The organism is Hyphomicrobium sp. CS1BSMeth3 (assembly GCF_900117415.1).
Taxonomy (GTDB): Bacteria; Pseudomonadota; Alphaproteobacteria; order Rhizobiales; family Hyphomicrobiaceae.
In genome coordinates this window covers 282,907-301,164 of sequence record NZ_FPEI01000002.1, presented here as the reverse complement: position 1 = coordinate 301,164, position 18,258 = coordinate 282,907, and the positions used below count along the sequence as shown (strand labels likewise).

General features: G+C 64.8%; 16 protein-coding genes. 11 read left to right on the top strand and 5 right to left on the bottom strand.

Translation table 11 applies throughout. The features are described 5' to 3' along the window. Positions 1-202 precede the first annotated feature (202 nt). The gene (gene metH / locus CS1BSM3_RS01420) at positions 203-2,923 is read left to right on the top strand and encodes a methionine synthase (protein WP_083528133.1); all 2,721 of its coding nucleotides are present in this window, start codon (positions 203-205) and stop codon (positions 2,921-2,923) included. Positions 2,924-3,873: 950 nt separating this feature from the next. On the opposite strand, the gene CS1BSM3_RS01415 is transcribed toward metH, so the two are convergent. Then, positions 3,874-4,200 (bottom strand): H-NS histone family protein, encoded by a 327-nt coding sequence (locus tag CS1BSM3_RS01415; RefSeq protein WP_072385168.1) that lies wholly within the window; start codon positions 4,198-4,200, stop codon positions 3,874-3,876. A gap of 498 nt (positions 4,201-4,698) precedes the next feature. Here CS1BSM3_RS01415 and CS1BSM3_RS01410 point away from each other — a divergent pair, with 498 nt between their 5' ends. Continuing rightward, positions 4,699-4,968 carry an usg protein gene (locus CS1BSM3_RS01410; protein ID WP_072385167.1) on the top strand — a complete coding sequence of 90 codons (270 nt, stop codon included), beginning with the start codon at positions 4,699-4,701 and terminating at the stop codon, positions 4,966-4,968. Positions 4,969-5,173: 205 nt separating this feature from the next. Beyond that, the gene (locus tag CS1BSM3_RS01405) at positions 5,174-5,986 is read left to right on the top strand and encodes an SPOR domain-containing protein (RefSeq protein WP_174263593.1); all 813 of its coding nucleotides are present in this window, start codon (positions 5,174-5,176) and stop codon (positions 5,984-5,986) included. A 28-nt stretch (positions 5,987-6,014) separates the two neighbouring features. On the opposite strand, the gene CS1BSM3_RS01400 is transcribed toward CS1BSM3_RS01405, so the two are convergent. Next, complete coding sequence (locus CS1BSM3_RS01400) at positions 6,015-6,437, bottom strand: DUF1761 domain-containing protein (protein ID WP_072385165.1); 423 nt, start codon at positions 6,435-6,437, stop codon at positions 6,015-6,017. Between the two features lie 18 nt (positions 6,438-6,455). Next, entirely contained in the window at positions 6,456-7,103 is a 648-nt protein-coding gene (locus tag CS1BSM3_RS01395) for a class I SAM-dependent methyltransferase (protein WP_072385164.1), read from the bottom strand. A gap of 174 nt (positions 7,104-7,277) precedes the next feature. Between CS1BSM3_RS01395 and gluQRS the strand changes: the two genes are divergently transcribed. Next, on the top strand, positions 7,278-8,159 hold the full coding sequence (gene gluQRS, locus CS1BSM3_RS01390) for a tRNA glutamyl-Q(34) synthetase GluQRS (RefSeq protein ID WP_072385163.1): 882 nt from the start codon (positions 7,278-7,280) through the stop codon (positions 8,157-8,159). A 229-nt stretch (positions 8,160-8,388) separates the two neighbouring features. After that, positions 8,389-9,174 (top strand): hypothetical protein, encoded by a 786-nt coding sequence (locus tag CS1BSM3_RS01385; RefSeq protein WP_072385162.1) that lies wholly within the window; start codon positions 8,389-8,391, stop codon positions 9,172-9,174. A gap of 390 nt (positions 9,175-9,564) precedes the next feature. On the opposite strand, the gene CS1BSM3_RS01380 is transcribed toward CS1BSM3_RS01385, so the two are convergent. Next, positions 9,565-10,365 carry a glutaredoxin domain-containing protein gene (locus CS1BSM3_RS01380; protein ID WP_072385161.1) on the bottom strand — a complete coding sequence of 267 codons (801 nt, stop codon included), beginning with the start codon at positions 10,363-10,365 and terminating at the stop codon, positions 9,565-9,567. Positions 10,366-10,551: 186 nt separating this feature from the next. On the opposite strand from CS1BSM3_RS01380, the gene CS1BSM3_RS01375 reads away from it, so the two are divergent. The 3 genes from CS1BSM3_RS01375 (at position 10,552) to CS1BSM3_RS01365 (ending at position 14,470) form a co-directional block, all read left to right on the top strand. Then, positions 10,552-11,445, top strand: coding sequence for an isocitrate lyase/PEP mutase family protein (locus tag CS1BSM3_RS01375; RefSeq protein ID WP_072385160.1), 894 nt, complete (start codon positions 10,552-10,554; stop codon positions 11,443-11,445). 48 nt (positions 11,446-11,493) lie between these two features. After that, positions 11,494-12,711: an aminotransferase-like domain-containing protein gene (locus CS1BSM3_RS01370; RefSeq protein ID WP_072385159.1), complete on the top strand. Its 1,218-nt coding sequence runs from the start codon at positions 11,494-11,496 to the stop codon at positions 12,709-12,711. A 484-nt stretch (positions 12,712-13,195) separates the two neighbouring features. Next, positions 13,196-14,470, top strand: a complete 1,275-nt coding sequence (locus tag CS1BSM3_RS01365; RefSeq protein ID WP_072385158.1) for a DUF2130 domain-containing protein — start codon at positions 13,196-13,198, stop codon at positions 14,468-14,470. A gap of 48 nt (positions 14,471-14,518) precedes the next feature. Here the strand turns inward: CS1BSM3_RS01365 and CS1BSM3_RS27650 are convergent, their stop codons facing one another. Then, complete coding sequence (locus CS1BSM3_RS27650) at positions 14,519-15,820, bottom strand: EipA family protein (protein WP_174263592.1); 1,302 nt, start codon at positions 15,818-15,820, stop codon at positions 14,519-14,521. 451 nt (positions 15,821-16,271) lie between these two features. Between CS1BSM3_RS27650 and CS1BSM3_RS01355 the strand changes: the two genes are divergently transcribed. The 3 genes from CS1BSM3_RS01355 to CS1BSM3_RS01345 all read left to right on the top strand — a co-directional run bounded on the left by CS1BSM3_RS01355 (position 16,272) and on the right by CS1BSM3_RS01345 (position 18,128). Then, positions 16,272-16,607 (top strand): hypothetical protein, encoded by a 336-nt coding sequence (locus tag CS1BSM3_RS01355; RefSeq protein ID WP_083528131.1) that lies wholly within the window; start codon positions 16,272-16,274, stop codon positions 16,605-16,607. A 97-nt stretch (positions 16,608-16,704) separates the two neighbouring features. After that, positions 16,705-17,310 (top strand): NADH-quinone oxidoreductase subunit NuoE, encoded by a 606-nt coding sequence (gene nuoE / locus CS1BSM3_RS01350; RefSeq protein WP_072385157.1) that lies wholly within the window; start codon positions 16,705-16,707, stop codon positions 17,308-17,310. Between the two features lie 41 nt (positions 17,311-17,351). Then, a complete protein-coding gene (locus tag CS1BSM3_RS01345) occupies positions 17,352-18,128 on the top strand; it encodes a class I SAM-dependent methyltransferase (protein WP_143149032.1) in 777 nt (258 codons plus the stop codon). Positions 18,129-18,258: the final 130 nt, after the last annotated feature.

Sequence of the window (18,258 nt, the reverse complement as noted above, 5' to 3'; positions counted from 1 at the left end):
GATATCACCGAACAGTGCGCTCGCTCCCTCCCCGGAGCGGGCGTTCTGCTTTTTTGTGCGCTTCGATGCGCGGTTGGCTCAGCGCGCCCGTGTGACGGACTCGTATCGGTCCATTGGCCGCGTTCCCTGTCCTTGAGTTTCCGGTGATTTCATATACACGTAGCCGCCAGCCCGCCCGCACCGCCAATTGGTCCGGGCCTCGATGCAGCATCGGCGGATCCCGCTCCTCATCATGGACACTGCAACTCAAGAGTCCGCGCCCGCAACCGCGGCGACTTTCATCAATATTGGTGAACGCACGAACGTCACCGGTTCGGCCAAGTTCAGGAAGCTGATCGAGGCCGGCGACTACGCAGCCGCGCTCGCCGTCGCCCGCGAGCAGGTCGAGAGCGGCGCCCAGATCCTCGACGTGAACATGGACGAGGGTCTTCTCGACAGCGAGAAGGCCATGACCACGTTCCTCAACATGATCGCCTCCGAGCCCGACATCGCGCGCGTGCCGGTGATGATCGACAGCTCCAAGTGGAGCGTGATCGAAGCGGGCCTCAAGTGCGTTCAAGGTAAACCGATCGTCAACTCGATCAGCCTCAAGGAAGGCGAGGATGCCTTCTTCGCGCACGCCCGTCGCGTGCTTCGCTACGGCGCGGCAGTCGTCGTCATGGCTTTCGACGAGCAGGGGCAGGCCGATACCGTCGAGCGCAAGGTCGCTATTTGCGCGCGGGCCTACAAGCTGCTGACGGAGAAGGTCGGCTTCCCGCCTGAGGACATCGTCTTTGATCCGAACATCTTCGCTGTCGCCACCGGCATCGACGAGCACAATGGCTACGGCGTCGCCTTCATCGAGGCGACGCGCCGGATCAAGGAGGCTTGCCCTCGCGCGCACATCTCGGGCGGCGTCTCCAATCTCTCGTTCTCCTTCCGCGGCAACGAGACCGTGCGCCAGGCCATGCACTCGGTGTTCCTCTACCACGCCATCAAGGCGGGCATGGACATGGCCATCGTCAATGCCGGCCAGCTTCCCGTCTATGACGACATCGACCCGGATCTGCGCGAGCTTTGCGAGGATGTGATCCTCAACCGCCGTGCCGATGGCACCGACCGTCTGCTCGAGGCGGCGCAGCGCTTCAAAGGTGATGGCGCTAAGCGCAAGGAAGCCGATCTGACGTGGCGCCAGGGCGACGTCGCGGAGCGCCTCAAGCACGCGCTCGTGCACGGCATCACCGATTTCATCGAGGCCGACACCGAGGAAGCGCGGCAGGCCGCCGCCAAGCCCCTGCACGTGATCGAAGGGCCGCTCATGGCCGGTATGAACGTCGTCGGTGACCTGTTCGGCGCCGGCAAGATGTTCCTGCCGCAGGTGGTCAAGTCGGCGCGCGTGATGAAGCAGGCCGTCGCTTATCTGCAGCCCTACCTGCAGGCGGAGAAAGAGGCGTCGGGCCTTGTCGACAGACCCGCTGCGGGCAAGGTCGTCATGGCGACGGTGAAGGGCGACGTGCACGACATCGGCAAGAACATCGTCGGCGTCGTCCTCCAGTGCAACAACTACGAGGTTATCGACCTCGGCGTTATGGTGCCGGCGGCCAAGATCCTCGAGGTGGCGCGGAAGGAGAACGCGGATGTGATCGGTCTTTCGGGCCTGATCACGCCCTCGCTCGATGAAATGTGCACCGTCGCGGCTGAGATGGAGCGCGAGGGTTTCGACGTGCCGCTGCTGATTGGCGGCGCGACGACGAGCCGCGTGCACACCGCGGTCAAGATCAGTCCGAACTACGTGCGCAACCAGGCCATTCACGTGCTCGATGCGAGCCGCGCCGTCGGCGTGGTCTCCAAGCTCCTGTCGGATACGGAGCGCGCGCCGTACATTGCGGACATTCGCGCCGAGTACGACAAGGCGCGGCAGGCGCATCTGCGCTCCGAGCAGAACAAGCAGCGCATCTCGATCGACGCGGCGCGGCAGAACAGGTTCGAGGTCGACTGGACGAGCTTCGATCCCGTGCGGCCTGCCGCGATGGGGCCCACCCGCTTCGAAGCCTACGATCTCGCCGAGCTCGTGCCCTACATCGACTGGACGCCCTTCTTCCAGACCTGGGAGCTCAAGGGGCGCTACCCGATGATCCTCGAGGACAAGAAATTCGGTCCCGAGGCGCGCAAGCTGCTCGACGATGCGAAGGCGATGCTCGATCGCATCGTCAAGGAGAAGTGGCTGACGGCCAATGCCGTCATCGGCTTCTGGCCTGCGAGTGCCGTCGGCGACGATATCGAGGTCTATGCCGAGGACGGCCGCAACGCGCCGGTCGCCGTGTTCCATACGCTGCGCCAGCAGATCGCGCGGGATCCCGGCCGCAATCGCGCCCACACTGCGCTCGCCGATTTCATCGCGCCGAAGGACAGCGGCCGGCAGGACTACATCGGTGCGTTCGCAGTCACCGCCGGCATCGGGGAGGAGGCGGCGCTCGATGCACGCATCAGCAAGACCGACGACTACGGGCGGATCATGCTGAAGGCGCTGGCCGATCGTCTTGCCGAGGCGTTCGCCGAGCGTATGCACCAGCGCGTGCGGCGCGAGTTCTGGGGTTATGCCAAGGACGAGACGCTGTCGAACGATGAGCTGATCCTCGAATCCTACCAGGGAATTCGGCCGGCGCCCGGCTATCCCGCCCAGCCCGATCACACCGAGAAGGCGACCATCTGGCAGCTCCTCGACGTCGAGACGGCCACCAGCATCAAGCTCACCGAGAGCTTCGCGATGTGGCCTGGCGCCTCCGTGTCGGGGCTCTATTTCGCGCACCCGGACAGCCACTATTTCGGCGTCGGCCGTATCGAGCGCGACCAGGTCGAGGACTACGCGCGGCGCAAGGGCTGGTCAGTTGGCGAGGTCGAGCGCTGGCTCGCTCCGGTGCTCAACTACGAGCCGAAGCGCTGAGCCTGCGCCGTTGCGGGGCCTCCGTTCCGCACCTGCTTCATGAGCGTGCGACCGCGCGCCGGCCGCTAGGCCGTACAGAAAATCAACGAAGCCCGCGGTCATAAAAAGAAAAAGCCGGCCTACGGGCCGGCTTTTGACTTGTGGCCGTCGTAACGGCGGGTACGTGACTAGGGCCTAGTTGGCGGATGCTGTGGTTTGACACGCCAGCGCAGATCTTCGAACTCGAAAAGCCTACGGCTTCGGGGCCCGTTCCAACCGGACTTGCCGGTTGTCGGACCCGAGCGACTGCGATGTGGAAGACGGCGTGTCGGCATTGGCCACTCCATCGTCGTTGCGAAGCCCCACCTTTCCCTGCCGAGAAAGTCCAGACGCCCGAACGGGGTTGGCGCCACGCGACGCGCGCGTAACGGCCTCGGTCGGACGGCAGTTTCCGTCGTATCGGGTGCAATGAAGGCTGGTGAGGATGGGCTTCTTGGTCCGAGACGGGGGAAGATCCGGGGGCGGCCCCATCCATGTCCGCCGGATCTCAGTCGCGCTGTTCGAGTAACTCGCCAGCATGCCCTCGCTCATTGCCTAGCCAGGGGTGGTTTCCACCTCGGCTGCAGGTAAGCGACGCAACCAACCCAACGCCCCGGCCTGTGACCGGATCGTGGAAAGCAGAAAAACCCCTGCTTTCTCTAGGATGATAGGTGATTCGTATGACATTCGGATAGCCGGCTTCCTGCCGCGAGTTCAGGCGCGAACGCCGCTTTTCCGGGCGATGATGCCGGGGTGCTACGGTGCCCGCTCCAGGGGACCTGTCTGGCCGGAGAAGTGTTTGGCTGCCAGCGGCGGCCGAAAAGCAAATGGCCGCCGAAGATTCCGCGCGAAACGCGCATCATCCGGCGGCCACGTTCAAGGTATTTATCGCAAGTGGGCTAAACTCTGGCCCACTCCCCAATTTGCAAACTTCAGACGGCGAAATCGCTGAGCTTTGAGCCCTTGGCCAGTTTTGCGGCGAGCCATTTCGGCTGGCGACCACGGCCCGTCCAGGTTTCTTCCGGATTGTCTTTGTTGCGATATTTCACAGCAACTTTCGAGCTGTTCCCGCGCTTTCCGGTACGCGCCGCGCCAGCCAGCTCCTCGATCTTGTAGCCGAGACTTTCGGCCATCGCGATGACCTTCTGGCGGGCATTGCTGAATTCGTTGCGGCGAGCTGCGACGATGGCCTTCGCGATCCGAGCCTCGTGATCCAGCAGCTCTTTGAGGGGCATCTTATCGTAATTCACGGTCGCCATCTTCTTACCTCGCGCTCCCTTTGTGCGGATTGGGGTCATGCCGAAACTCGGGTTGTTGCCGCTTTCTATTTCTAATTTGGGCGCCACGCAATACGAATTGCGGTTATTTTTGGCGATGGTTCGCGTTGTGCGATGGGATATGCCGCGGGCGCCACAGATATATTGACAATCACTGCCCGGAGTAACGCGCTGTTTCTCTCTATGCGAACGGCGTGCATTCACCGCGCGGAGCATTTGTCGCCGTCTTAGTACGTTCGCATTCGACGAAATGACCCATGCTCGCGCAATGGCGAATGGCGACCTGTCGGAAGCGGAAATGGCGGCTCGCCGGTTTGCAGGCCTCGTAAAATCGGGTCGAGCGGACCTGCTTCGGGCAGTGTTAGCAGTCACAAATATCCGCTGCTAACACGCTGAAATGCCTGGATAATGGGATTGCGGCCGCCGTAGGCCTGGATATTCTGATGGTGAGACGGCAGCGACGGCATATGGAGGCCGAGCATGGCGGATCGTGATGCGCTCGCGCAATTGCAGGGCTTCAGTCTGACGACGGCAGAAATACTCTATCGCCTGCCCGATCATCCTTCCCTGCTGCAGACCTATGTTTGGCAGGAGTATGATCTCCACCCGCGTTTTCCACGGCTCATGGCTTTTCTCGGGTTCTGGACGGCCAATCTCGAAGGGCGGCTTTTCCGCATAACCGTGGCCCACAAAGCGCTGATCTCTCCCCGGGAGCTGCGGATTGCCGCCGGCGACTTCCATTTGAATTGAAACTTATGCCGGCCGCCGCGCTAATGGCCGATATGCAACGCAGCGGCTGCGAAGTGTATCGATCAGCCCACAATCCACAATCCGCCCCCCTATCCTGCCCGGGGCCTCGTTGACCCCCACCCCCGACTCGGGTTGCGATCGGCTACGTGAGGGGCGGGCTTGCCGAGGGGTCGGCAGGCTCTCCGGGGGAGTATTGGGGGTTATCGTGGAACGTAGTCCGGCCAGCCATGCATCGTCGCGGCGCCGAAGCGGTCTGCCGCGTCCGTATGTTGCAGTGTGGGTCGTGCTATCGAGCATGGCGCTGACGTATCTTGTCATGCTCTCTGTTCGCCCAGACCTTGCCGAAGGGGTCGGCGATCAGGTCGCGGCGCTCGTCGGCGTGGAGGGCCGCTCCGGTGATGCCGGTGACGAGCGCGTGCGCACGGACATTGCCGCACTGCGCCAAGGCGTCGAGGGCCTGCAGCGTGAGATCACCGCGCTTCGCACGCAGATTGCCACGCGCGATGAGCGGGAGCAGGCTTTTGCGGCGCGCCTAGCGGCCGTCGAGGCGCAGCGCGTGAGCGAGCAGGGGGTGCCGCTCGCGACAGCCAGCGTCAATCGGGGGCCGAGCGACGGGGCAGGTAGCGCGATCGAGGGACAGATCGTGGAGCCTCCGCGGGCTGCCGAGCTTCCGACGCGTCGTCCACCACCGCCACGCGAGACTGAACGCATCACGTTCAGTGCGCCGCAGGTCAAGCCGGCGGCCGCCGCACCCGAAACACCGAGGGGCATTCAGATCGCGACCGGTCCGTCGGTCGATGCCCTTCGCATTAGCTGGATGCTGCTTGCCGATCGGCACAAGGAGATCCTCGGTGGCTACGAGCCGCGCTTCGTGCCTTCGACGAGCGGCAGCGGTCCCGCGTACCGCCTGATCGCCGGGCCGATCGATAGCACCACGGCCGCGAACCGCGTGTGCGGCGAGCTGCGCGCGCGGCGCGTGACATGCGGCGTGTCGGCCTTTGGCGGGGAGCCTCTCTAGTCGCGTTCCGGTGGGCGACCGGCTTCGGCTAGGTCGCCATCGCCACCAGCACGGCGCTCTGGATCAGCAGCACGCCGAGCCAATGCCCGCCGTCGATGAGCGTGACGCTGAAACGCGTACCCTGCAGCGCGTTGCTCGCAGCCAGCGACGTCATCACGAAGCCGACCCAGATCAAGATGGCTGAGATGAGTGCATTCCGCATCGTCAAGGGAATGCCGCCGCGCGTGACGTGGAGCAGGATGCCGGCGAGCATCCAAGCCATGACGAGCTGCGCAATGAACGTGATGACGAACTGCATGGGCGTCAGGCCGCCTGCGCGCGGCCCGCGCTCCGCACCATTCGCGGCGCTCATGCGCTGCCGCGCGAAGATGCCGTACCAGATGCCGCCGAAGATGAAGCTCGCAACTGCGGCGACCAGAACGGCCGTGTAGCTGATCCCTGTGACGTGCATGGTCCTTGCCCTCCTCCATCACTTCCGAAGCTGCCAGACGGCGGCGCGCTTGATCTCGGCATCCTCGAGCTCGCGCGTCACAGGCACCTCGTAGTGCGCGACAGGCGCGAAATCATCCGTCGGAAAATAGCTCCGCCGCGGATCGCCGACGAGTACGAGGCTGCCCTTTTCGGCCTGCTGGCGGACGAATGCCATGACGCGCTTGGCAAGCGGCCGCTCATAGAAGAGATCGCCGACGAGCACGATATCGCCCGACGGCGCCGCGCCGCTCAGCCAGTCGTCGGTTGTGGCTGCGATCTCGACGTCATTGGCCGTCGCGTTGAGGCCCATGGCGGCGACGGCAAGCGCATCGATGTCGGCAGCCGTGACCTGCCCCGCGCCGACCTTCGCAGCGGCGATGGCCGCGATGCCGGAGCCGGCGCCGATGTCGAGGACGCGCTTTGCTGCAAACTGGCTGGTATTGTCGAGAATGTAGCGCGCGAGCGCCTGCCCGCCCGCCCAGGCAAAGGCCCAGTACGGCGGCGGCAGCCCCATCTCGCCAAGCTCCTCTTCCGTCTTGCGCCAGATCGGAAGAGATTCCTCGGCAAGGTGCAGGCGGATCTCCGGCACCAATGGCGGCGCCAGAAGCCGCGTGTTGGCGAGGATGAAGCCAGTCCGGTCGATCATGATATGTCGGAGCCCTCGCGTGCGCTTATGATCCGCGCGCTTGTGATGGTCGAGAAGCAGAGCGCTGAGGCCGATCTCGTTCGCAGGCTTTGTAGGTAGCTGCCGCGGGCATGGCAACGGCGGAGAATGCTGGAGTTTTTCCAGGCAGGCTCGAGCAGGGATGAGACGAGCAGAATGCCGACGACGAGCCGCCCGGTGCTGCGCTTTGCCCCGAGCCCGAATGGGCCGCTGCATCTTGGCCATGCGCTCTCCGCGCTGACGGGTTGGGCCTGGGCGCAGCGCCTCGGCGGCCGTTTTCTCGTGCGCATCGAGGATATCGACCCGGAGCGCTCGAGCGAGGCCCATATCGAGGGGATCTTCCGCGATCTCGCTTGGCTCGGCGTACCCTGGGAGGAGCCGGTGCTGCGCCAATCGCAACATCTCGATCGCTATGAAGCCGCCGCCGATCGGCTCGCCGGGCTTGGCCTTCTCTATCCCTGCTTTGCGAGCCGCCGTGAGATTGCCGAGGCGAGCGCCGCCGAAGGTGCGCCGCGTGATCCTGATGGTGCCCCGCTTTATCCCGGCCTGCATCGCGCCATGCCGGCCGAGGAGGTTGCCGCGCGACGCCGGCGCGGGGAGCCGCACGTCATGCGTCTCGACATGAAGCGCGCGCTCGCGATAGCAGCGGAGCGGCTCGATGGCGCGCCGCTCGATTTTGTCGAGCTCGATGAGGAGGGGGCCGCGCAGCGTATTCTCTGTGATCCTGCGCGGTGGGGTGACGTCGTGATCCAGCGCAAGGATGTCCCAACGAGCTATCACCTGTCCGTAGTTGTCGACGATGCCTGCCAGGGCATCACGCACGTAACGCGCGGGTGCGATCTCTACGCGGCGACCGACATCCATCGCCTGCTTCAGGTGCTGCTCGATCTGCCCGAGCCGCTCTATGCGCACCACCGCCTCATCGTCGACGAGGCGGGGCGCAAGCTCGCCAAGAGTGCACGCGATACGAGTCTCGCTGAGCTTCGGGCGGCTGGGGCTACGCCAGCCGACATCCGCCGGATGATCGGCCTATTATGATGTTATTATTAGAAGGACCTTCTTCCTGTTGACTTAAGTGGTACACCACTTAACCTTATTTGGACCGTACTGGTGCGGCGTCGGGGCGGGGGTCGTCTAACGCGTGTCAATGAGCTCGGCCACGATGCCGGCACGTCTGTACTTCGGGCGTGGTCTCTATGATTTGGCTTTTCGGCGGGCTCTGCCAGCCCGCATTTCCTGGGAAGAACGCAAGGAAGGGAGTTCGGCAATGTTCCGCATTGCGAGTGCAGCAGCACTCCTGTTGATGCTGTTGGCTGGGCCGTCTGTGGCGCAGCGCGGGCCGGGCGGTGATCGCTGGGTGCCCTTGGGCGAGCAGCGCGTCGGGTTTCTGGTCGATCGCGATGTGCTGCGGATCAACCAGAATGAGGACTGGTTCCGCCGCGAGGGGCCGTTCAGCACCCTCCGCTTCACGGCCGAGGGCAACGACATCCACATGATCAATGTGCGGGTCGTGTACCTCAATGGTTTTGCGGAGGACTTCCGCATCGATCAGCTTCTCCGCCAGCGGCAGAGCTTCACTCTCGACCTGCGTGGTGACCGGAGCTTTCTGCGGCAGATCGAGTTCGTCTATCGTTCGCGGCTGAACTTCAAGGGCGAGGCAAGGCTGCGCGTCGAGGCGCTCGCAGCGCGTCGCGGCCCGCCAGGCCCAGGCCCGGGCCCCGGCCCGCAGGTCGAGCTGCTCGGCTCTCAGAAGATCGGTTTCGCCGTTGACCGCGATGTGCTTCGGGTCGGTCGCAAGGAAGGTCGCTTCCGCCGGATCGCCCTGCGCGCGCTCGATAACGACATCGAGATCCTGGACATGAAGGTGTTCTACGGCCGTGGTGGCCCGCCCGATGACATCCAGCTCCGTCGCGTTCTGCGCGCCGGCCAGCGCTCGGAGCCGATCGATCTCAGGGGCAACGAGGCCCGCGTGATCGACCGCATCGAGTTCGTGTACCGCGCTCGCCCGAACTTCCGCGGCGCCGCGACGCTCGAGATCTACGGCGTGCACTAAGCCGCGCCAGACGGTTGAAAACAAGAAGGCGGCGCACCCTGAGTGCGCCGCCTTTTTCTTTGTCGTAAGCGCCCATCTCATCCCCTCTCCCCGCTCTTGCGGGGAGAGGGCTAGGGTGAGGGGCAGCGGCATACGCGAGCGTCGGCATGTGTGCCGCCCCTCATCCCGACCTTCTCCCCGTCAGAACGGGGAGAAGGGGAAGTAGGGCGCCTCATGCGCCGCGCTGTCCGCATGGCCGCCGCGGGCAGAGCACCGCGGAGGGAAATGCGACAGCACCTCTTTCCAGCAGCCCGCGGTCCCACCTGACCGCTGTGGATATGGCCGCCGCGGGCAGAGCACCGCGGAAGGAATGCGACAGCGCCTCTTCCCAGCAGCCCGCGGCAAGTAGAATCAAGCCGCTACGAAGGGCTTCTCGTCGTCCCAGACCTTCACCGGCATCGGCAGGCCTTCCCAGATCGAATCGGGAAGCGGCTTATCCGGCGCGATGCCGAGCGTCTCCAGGAGAAGCCTGTACTGGCGCACATGCTGGCCCGAGTGCCACGTCGTCCTCTCGAAGAACTCGTGCTTCGACTGGTCGCCGTAATAGACCTTGGCCTTGTCCTGGAAGTTCGTCGTCGCGCTCTTCGCCTTCCACCAGTCGTCGAGGCGGCGCTGCACGCCTTCGCCGTAAGCAAGGATCTTGGCCTTGCTGTCCATCTCGGGCGGCGGCACGCGATTATAAGCGCCTTCCTTGAGCGGCTCGCCATCCACTTCATGCTCGAGCCAGGCATCGGCGATATTGAAGATGTGGTAGGTGAGCTGCGCGTACGTGCGCGGCCGGTTCGGCAGGAAGTTGTTGATCTTCTCGTCGGGAAGCTGCGCGAGGAAGCGGCGGGCCGCGCCTTGCACCTCGTTGAGGCGCCGCATCAGCTCTGCCGGCGGATGAATCTTGGTGCCGCCATAGGGAATGCCGGCGACACGGGCCACATCCCGCAGCACCTGGCCGTTGGCCGAGTCATTGCCGCGACGGATGATCGGCACGGTCCGGTAGCCGAGCGAGGCGAGCTCCTCCATGGCGCCCTTCTCCTCGAGCACGTTCACCGAGGTGAACGGCACGCCATGGCGCTGGAGGAATTCCTTCATGCGCAGGCAGCTCGTGCATCCCGGCTGCCAGAAGGCACGGATCTCGGGGGCGGCATTTTCAGAGGCCATGAGCGTTCTCCCGGTTCGTTATGATTGTCTGGACAATAGCGGCCGACTTGGTAGGGAGGCAAGGTGCGGGAGACCCTTGCCGGCGCATGGCAGATCGGCCCCGGTCATCGGCTTGCCGCTCTGGCCGGCGTCTGCGATGTTGGCCCGAGCCGCTCAGAAAGAAGACGGTCAGGAGGAAGCGGGGGCATGGCCTCGAAGGCGGAAAAATTGCGTGCGAGCCTGAAGGAGGATCGCTGCCACATGGTGCCCTGCTGCTGGGATGCCCTGTCGGCCAAGATGATCGGCGATGCCGGTTTTCCGTTCACATTCATGTCGGGATTTGCGGTCTCGGCGGCCCGCCTCGGGCTTCCCGATACGGGCCTCATTTCCTACGCCGAGATGGCTGGCCAGCTTCGCGACATCTGCGCGGCGACACCAATCCCGGTCATCGGCGACGGCGATACCGGCTACGGTAACGCGCTCAACGTCGAGCGCACCGTCAGGGGCTATGCCCAGGCCGGCGCGGCGTGCGTGATGATCGAGGACCAGCTCGCGCCGAAGCGCTGCGGGCACACCAAGGGCAAGCTGGTGGTCGACCGTGCCGAGGCCGTCGATCGCATTCGTGCTGCCGCCCACGCCCGCGACGAGGTGCGGCGTGCAGGGGGCGACATCCTGATCCTGGCGCGTACCGACGCGCGTGGTGTCGACAGCCTCGATGAGGCCGTCTGGCGCGCCAATGCCTTCCGCGATGCCGGCGCCGACATCCTCTTCGTCGAAGCGCCGCAGTCCGAGGCCGAGATGGTGCGCATCACGAAGGAAGCGCCGGGCATCCACATGGCCAACATGGTCGAGGGCGGCAAGACACCGATCCCGCCCATGGGCCGCCTGCGCGAGCTCGGCTTCAATCTCGCGATCTTCCCGCTGACCCTGTTCTCGGCCTCCATGCGCGCGATCGCGACAAGCCTCGCCGCCATGAAGACGGAGCGCCATCCCGCGGACCAGCTCATGAGCTTCGACGACCTGAAGCGCACCGTCGGTTTCGATGCCTACTACGATGCCGAGAGCCGCTATGCCGGCGCGCGCAAGGATGCCGCCGAATAGGCCCGATCCAGAAAACCCGAAAATCAAACCAACCGAGGAAATGCTCGCATGATCGACTACACCACGCTGTTCCGCGCCAACCTGCCGGCGGCTGCCGTCAAGTACAACGGCTTTCCGAAATACAACTTCGTCGGCGGCCACAATGATGCGGGGAGCGTTCCGGTCGACGATCTCATCGCGGCGGCGAGCAATGTCCTGAAGCGCGAAGGCTCGACGCTCGCGACGTACGGCCTGCAGAGCGGCCCGCAGGGCTATCGCGCGCTGCGCGAGTTCCTCGTCAAGAAGCTCGGCCGGGACGCCGGCATCGCCTGCGCCGCCGACGACATCCTCATCACCGGCGGCTCGCAACAGGCGCTCGAACTCGTCAACTCGCTGCTGCTCGAGAAGGGCGATACGATCGTCGTCGAAGAGGCGAGCTACGGCGGCTTTCTCTCCCGCGTGAAGCGCTTCGGGGTCAATATGGTCCCGCTGCCGCTCGACAAGCAGGGGCTCGACATCGAGGCGGTGGGGCGCGCTCTGGCCGACCTGAAGAGCAAAGGCATCCGGCCGAAGTATCTCTACACCATCCCGACCGTGCAGAACCCGACGGCGAGCATCCTGCCGCTGGAGCGGCGCCACGCGCTGATCAAGCTTTGCGAGAGCTACGGCGTGCCGATCCTCGAGGACGAGTGCTATTCGGATCTCGTTTGGGACGGCAAGCGGCCGCAGGCCATGCGCGGCATCACAGGCGATGATCGCGTGATCTACGTCGGCTCGTTCTCGAAGTCGATCGCGCCTGCGCTGCGGCTCGGCTACATCGTCGCGGGCTGGCCGCTCATGAGCCGGCTGCTGTCGTTGAAAACGGATTCCGGCACCGGCGCCATCGATCAGATGGTCATCGCGGAGTATTGCGAGGCCCACTTCGACAATCACGTCGTGAAGCTGCGCAAGACGCTCAAACGCAAGCTCGACGCGATGGTCGAGGCGGTTGGTGCGAACTTCGGCACGGCGGCAGAGTTCGACTATCCGGACGGCGGCATCTTCCTCTGGATCAAGCTGCCGGATAGCGTGGATACGGCGAAGCTCTTCCAGGCGGCGAGCAAGGAAGGCGTCACACTGAACCCCGGGGCGGAGTGGTCGGTCGATCCCGCGTACGGCCAGTCGCGGCTGCGTCTCTGCTTCGCCAATCCGACCGAGCAGACCATCCGCGAGGGTGTGGCCAAGCTCGCCGAGATCTGCAATCGCGAGTTCGGCGTACCGACGCGTATTGCGAACGTCGGACGGTAGTTCGCTTCCTAAATCCTCCTCTCCCTGCTCTTGCGGGGAGAGGGCTCGCGCCTTCGGCGCGACGGGGGCTAGCCCCCGATCCCCCATCGGGAGGGACACCCTCCCGAACCCACCCGCCTTTATGACTTCGCCATTCGCCACGATCGCCCCGGCGTCCCTTCTCCCCGTCCTATACGGGGAGAAGGTTAGGATGAGGGGCGGGAGCTTGTGTGGACGTCAGCGTATGCCGCTGCCCCTCACTCTAGCCCTCTCCCCGCGAGCGGGATTGCCGGAGCAATCGCGATTTGCTCAAACCTCCACCGGGAGGGACACACCCCCCGGACCCATCCCCCATTGATTTTCTGGCTCGCCGCCTCGGCCAAATTGCCGGGGGAAAATTGCGAAATTTCCGTAGAACAATTAGAGAACATGTGTTAGGGTGGATCAGCTTTGAAATAACGAACGTGACCACCGCTTTCCTGGTGGTCCCACCGGATGGGAGCTTATGAACGAACCCGTCATCCACTGCCCAACGTGTAGCACCGAGATCAAGCTCACCGAATCCCTTGCGGCGCCGCTTATTGCCGAGACGCGCCGGCAGTTCGAGCAGACCCTCGCAGCCAAAGATGCCGAGGTTGCGAAGCGCGAGGCCGCGCTCAAGACGAGAGAGGGTGAGCTTGCAGCGGCCAAGGCATCCATGGATGAGCAGGTCGCGGCGAAGGTGAAAGCCGAGCGCGCCGCCATCGCGGCCGAGGAGGCAAAGAAGGCCAAGCTTCTGGCAGCGTCGGATCTCGAGCAGAAGACGAAAGAGCTCGGCGAGCTGCAGGAAGTGCTGAAGCAGCGGGACGCCAAGCTGGCCGATGCGCAGAAGGCGCAGGCCGAGCTCATCCGCAAGCAGCGCGAGCTCGACGATGCCAAGCGCGAGATGGACCTCACCATCGAGAAGAAGGTGCAGGAATCCCTCATCGCCGTGCGCGACAAGGCGAGGCAGGAAGGCGAAGAGGCGCTCAAGCTGCGCGTGCTGGAGAAGGAGGAGCAGATTTCCTCCATGCAGCGGCAGATCGAGGAGTTGAAGCGCAAAGCCGAGCAGGGATCACAGCAGCTCCAGGGCGAGGTTCAGGAGCTGGAGCTCGAGTCGTTGCTACGCTCCAAGTTTCCGTTGGATTCGATCGAACCTGTGCCGAAGGGCGAGTTCGGCGGTGACGTGCTGCAGCGCGTCCTCGGCGTTTCAGGCCAGCATTGCGGAACCATACTGTGGGAATCCAAGCGGACGAAGAACTGGAGCGACGGCTGGCTCGCCAAGCTTCGTGACGATCAAAGGTCCGCCAATGCGGAGCTGGCGCTCTTGATCTCCAACGCCTTGCCAAAGGGCGTGACAGCGTTCGACCATGTGGATGGCATCTGGGTTGCCGAGCACCGCTGCGCGATCCCCGTCGCCATCGCTTTGCGGCAGTCGCTAATCGAGATCGCGAAGGTGCGGCAGGCGGGCAATGGCCAGCAGACCAAGATGGAGCTGGTCTATGAGTACCTGACCGGCCCGCGCTTCCGCCATCGCATCGAGGCGATCGTCGAGAAGTTCTCCGACATGCAGTCCGACTTGGACAAGGAGCGCAAGGCAACCACGCGTTTGTGGGCGAAGCGGGAAGCCCAGATCCGCGGCGTCGTCGAGGCCACTGTCGGCATGTACGGAGACCTGCAGGGCATCGCGGGCAAGGCTCTCGAGGAGATCGATGCGCTTTCACCGCCGGCGCTCGAAGCGCCGGAATACGACAACCAGTGACTGCGCAAAGCTCGTTCGCGCACGCCTGCCCGATGAGCTGAGCGGCCCTCAGAAGGGGTTCCAGGTCGACTTGGACGAAAAGCGGAGATAGCCGACACTGGCGCCGAGCCTGAAGCCGAGCCCCGTGCGGATCGGCGCCATGATGATTTCCTGGTTGCTCAGGAACGTGATGCCGGCACCGCCGATGAAGTAGGCGGAGCCGTCGATGCCCGAAAAGCCGCGGTACAGGTCTCGCGCCTCGCGCATTCCATAGATCAGGAAGAGCGTCTGTGAGCCGGCGGCCCCGAAGTCGTAACCGACCGAGGGGCCGTGCCAGTAGATCTTCGCCACCGGCTTGCCCTTCATGTAGAGCTTGCCCTTGCCGTAGCGGACGCCGGCGATGAAGGCGCCGCCGCCCTCCTCACCGATCACGTAGGCGGTCGGGCGGCCATAGTTGGAGAAGGCGTGCTCGATCACGCTCCCGACACTCGCCGACCAATTGGGGAGGCCGCCACGCGCGACGGTCTTGATCTCGTCGATTGAATAGGTCTCGCCGGCGGGTTTGCCGTTGCCGGGCTTCGCGGTCGGCGGGATGGCTGCGACGGTTGGCGCGATGGCTGCAACTCTGCGAGGCTCCGGCAGTGGCGGTACGGCGCCCGCAGGTGGCGTCGTCGCTTCAGGCGTCGTCGTCACGGTCCACTGGCCGAGGGGCGGCACTGCGGCAGCCGGCGGTGGCACCAAAGGTGCGGCCCACGGGGCTGTCCAAGGTGCACTGGCGGCAGCGCTCGCGGTCTCGGGCGCACGCGTCTCGACGATGGGGCGCACCGCATCGATGGGCTGGGCCGCAGAAGGGATCCGCGGCGCCGCGCTGAGAGACGGCGCCTTTGGCTGCGCGGTTTCCGACGGCCTCGGCAGGCGCCCCCCGGGAGGGAGCGCCAGGGCTGCATCGATGCGCATGAGGGCGAGATCGCTCTTCCTGCGGACCGTGGTGCTCAGCGCTGACGCTGTCGCGCGCAGCTCGGCGAGCTTCGCGCAGTCGCCGGGGCGCTGATTGCCCTCTTCGGAGAGCCGGTCCATGGCGGCCAGGAGCTGAGCCGCCTTGTGATCGAGCGCCTCGGACTCCGGATTCGCCAGCAGCTCGCGCGCGCGCTCCGCCTCTTCCTCGTCCCGCCAGCCGTGACGGGTCTTGAGCTGACGGATGCCGGCCTGGATACGCGGCTGTGTCTCGCTGCTGTGCCGGCGGAGCACGGCGGCAGCATCGTCCACCGCTTTCGAAAAGGTCTCCCGGCCGCAGCTCTGCTCCTGCTGAGCGAGGGCGCTGCCCGAAAGGGCCACTGTCGCCACTATGGCAGTCAGCACACGTATAAGCATGGCTCGCGAACCTCGAAGCGGCATCGCGCCGGAGACTAATATGGTTTACGCCAAAGTCAGGGTTAGTTCGTCCTCTTGCGACCGTCAAACTGCATGGCCGCGCCTTTGGGTTGCGCAAAGGTCACAGATTTTGCCGCGGCATGGTGCCTGGAGGCCCCAAATGGGCCGCGCAGAGTGCTGGCGACAAATTGCCATCATTGATTGAAATCAAATGATTATTCCCGCGATGGCGGCGCGCGCATGAGACGCGGTGGCCGCCTTCGAAGGATGCGGATATCTCTTGCCACGCCGAGCCTGATCTGCGACCGGACGTGGGAGTTGTCCACATGGTTGTCGAGGCTGCTGGCGCCTTGCGACAGGGCGAGTTATGACGCGCGCGGATTAACGACGTGCAGCGGCATGCACAGGCGCGGCGTGTCGTGGCATGATGGGACGAATCAGAGGACGGAGCATGTACAGCGTGATGGTGTTCGTACTCGCTGTGGCAGCTTTTGCCTGGGGGCTCTCGCTCGCGTCCTACCGGTGGATCGCACTCCAGAATGCCTGGCCCATGGGCGCATGGCAGGCCCAGCGGCCGCTGCTACCGCTTCTGATCGGCCTCGGCGCCATCGCCGTCGCGCTCGCTGTCGCCTTCGCTCTCGGCGGCGCCTCGGTGCCGCTCGTGATGCTGCTCGGTCTGATCGGCGCATTCATCTGGGTCGTGCTGTTCAAGGTCGGCGCGCAGAGCGCCCTGCTGCTGGCACCCGGCGCCGTCGTGCTCTTGCTGGGGAGCTGGTTCGTCGCCTGAGCGGGGCTGCCGCGGCCGCGTAACCGTTGCCCTGGGCGCGCCGGCGTGGCATTCACCGTGTCGCGTCGCAGCAACCGACCGAGCGAGCAGGAATCCAATGGCCGTCCGCAGACTGTATCCCGATCAGCCGGCTACGTTCGACTTCACGCCCGAGAACCTTGCCTGGGCCGAGGAGGTCATCAAGCGCTATCCGGCAGGCAAGCAGGCATCGGCCGTGATCCCGCTGCTCTGGCGGGCGCAGGAGCAGCACGACAACTGGCTCCCGGAGCCGGCGATCCGCTACGTCGCCGACATGCTCGACATGGCCTACATCCGTGTCTACGAGATCGCGACCTTCTATACGATGTTCCAGCTCGCGCCGGTGGGGAAGAAGGCGCACGTCCAGCTATGCGGAACGACGCCGTGCATGCTGCGCGGCTCGGAGGCGCTGAAGGAAGTCTGCAAGCGGCGCATCCACCACGATCCGCACCATCTTTCCAAGGACGGCAATTTCTCCTGGGAAGAAGTCGAGTGTCTCGGAAGCTGCGCCAATGCGCCCATGGTGCAGATCTTCAAGGATACCTACGAGGACCTGACGCCTGAGCTTCTCGAGAAGGTGCTCGACGGTTTTGCTTCCGGCAATCCGCCCAAGCCCGGCTCGCAGATCGGCCGGCAGGCTTCCGCACCGCTCGGCGGGCCGACGACGCTCAAGGAAAAGGTCTGACGGCGCGCTGCGCCGTTGCTCTCCAATCATTCGAGAGAAGCATGGTGCAGCGGAAAGCCGACGGCAGCGCCGGGGATGCCGACTACGGCACGATCGGGCGCGACTATGCGAGCTACAGGCAGCCCGACCCCGCCATTGCTGCGCTGATCGCGCGCGTGCTGGGCGCGGCGCGGACGGTGCTGAATGTCGGTGCGGGCGCGGGCTCGTACGAACCGACCGATCGCGATGTCACGCCCGTCGAGCCGTCCGCTTCCATGCGCGCGCAGCGCCCGCCGCATCTTGCGTCCGCAATCGATGCCGTGGCCGAAAGCCTTCCCTTCCCGGATGGGTATTTCGATGCATCGATGACGACCTTCTCCGTGCATCAATGGACGCGCCTCGAGGATGGTCTGCGCGAGATGCGCCGTGTGACGCGCGGACCTGTGGCTATTCTTTCCTGCGATCCCGATCTCGTGCAGCGCTTCTGGCTGAACGACTACGCGCCGGGTGTGCTTGCGGCCGAGGCGCGGCGCTATCCTGCGCGCGATCGCATGGCGGCAATCATCGGTGGCTCAGTGGAGATCGTGCCGGTCCCCATTCCGCTCATGTGCCGCGATGGTTTCAACGAGGCTTACTACGGCCGACCCGAGCGGCTGCTCGAGCCGGCGGCGCGCCTTGCGTGCTCGGCGTGGAGCTTCGTGAGCGAGGAGACCGCCGCGGGCTATGTCGATCACCTGCGCAGTGATCTTCAGTCCGGCACTTGGGATCGCAAGCACGGTCATCTGCGCGCGGCGCCTGAGTTCGATGGCTCGCTGCGCCTGATCGTTGCGCGCCCATAAACAAAGGCCGCGGAACAAGCCCGCGGCCTCTTGCTCTGTCCTATCGATTTGTCCCTCTTCTCCCCGCACGCGGGGAGAGGGGACGGGAGGCAGCAGCCCGTGGCCTCTTGCTCTGTCCTGTCGATCTGGC

Coding starts and splice junctions, on each gene's coding strand:
- metH (WP_083528133.1), top strand. CDS start 203: ATGCAGCATCGGCGGATCCCGCTCCTCATCATGGACACTGCAACTCAA.
- CS1BSM3_RS01415 (WP_072385168.1), bottom strand. CDS start 4,200: ATGGCGACCGTGAATTACGATAAGATGCCCCTCAAAGAGCTGCTGGAT.
- CS1BSM3_RS01410 (WP_072385167.1), top strand. CDS start 4,699: ATGGCGGATCGTGATGCGCTCGCGCAATTGCAGGGCTTCAGTCTGACG.
- CS1BSM3_RS01400 (WP_072385165.1), bottom strand. CDS start 6,437: ATGCACGTCACAGGGATCAGCTACACGGCCGTTCTGGTCGCCGCAGTT.
- CS1BSM3_RS01395 (WP_072385164.1), bottom strand. CDS start 7,103: ATGATCGACCGGACTGGCTTCATCCTCGCCAACACGCGGCTTCTGGCG.
- gluQRS (WP_072385163.1), top strand. CDS start 7,278: ATGCCGACGACGAGCCGCCCGGTGCTGCGCTTTGCCCCGAGCCCGAAT.
- CS1BSM3_RS01385 (WP_072385162.1), top strand. CDS start 8,389: ATGTTCCGCATTGCGAGTGCAGCAGCACTCCTGTTGATGCTGTTGGCT.
- CS1BSM3_RS01380 (WP_072385161.1), bottom strand. CDS start 10,365: ATGGCCTCTGAAAATGCCGCCCCCGAGATCCGTGCCTTCTGGCAGCCG.
- CS1BSM3_RS01375 (WP_072385160.1), top strand. CDS start 10,552: ATGGCCTCGAAGGCGGAAAAATTGCGTGCGAGCCTGAAGGAGGATCGC.
- CS1BSM3_RS01370 (WP_072385159.1), top strand. CDS start 11,494: ATGATCGACTACACCACGCTGTTCCGCGCCAACCTGCCGGCGGCTGCC.
- CS1BSM3_RS01365 (WP_072385158.1), top strand. CDS start 13,196: ATGAACGAACCCGTCATCCACTGCCCAACGTGTAGCACCGAGATCAAG.
- CS1BSM3_RS27650 (WP_174263592.1), bottom strand. CDS start 15,820: ATGCTTATACGTGTGCTGACTGCCATAGTGGCGACAGTGGCCCTTTCG.
- CS1BSM3_RS01355 (WP_083528131.1), top strand. CDS start 16,272: ATGTACAGCGTGATGGTGTTCGTACTCGCTGTGGCAGCTTTTGCCTGG.
- nuoE (WP_072385157.1), top strand. CDS start 16,705: ATGGCCGTCCGCAGACTGTATCCCGATCAGCCGGCTACGTTCGACTTC.
- CS1BSM3_RS01345 (WP_143149032.1), top strand. CDS start 17,352: ATGGTGCAGCGGAAAGCCGACGGCAGCGCCGGGGATGCCGACTACGGC.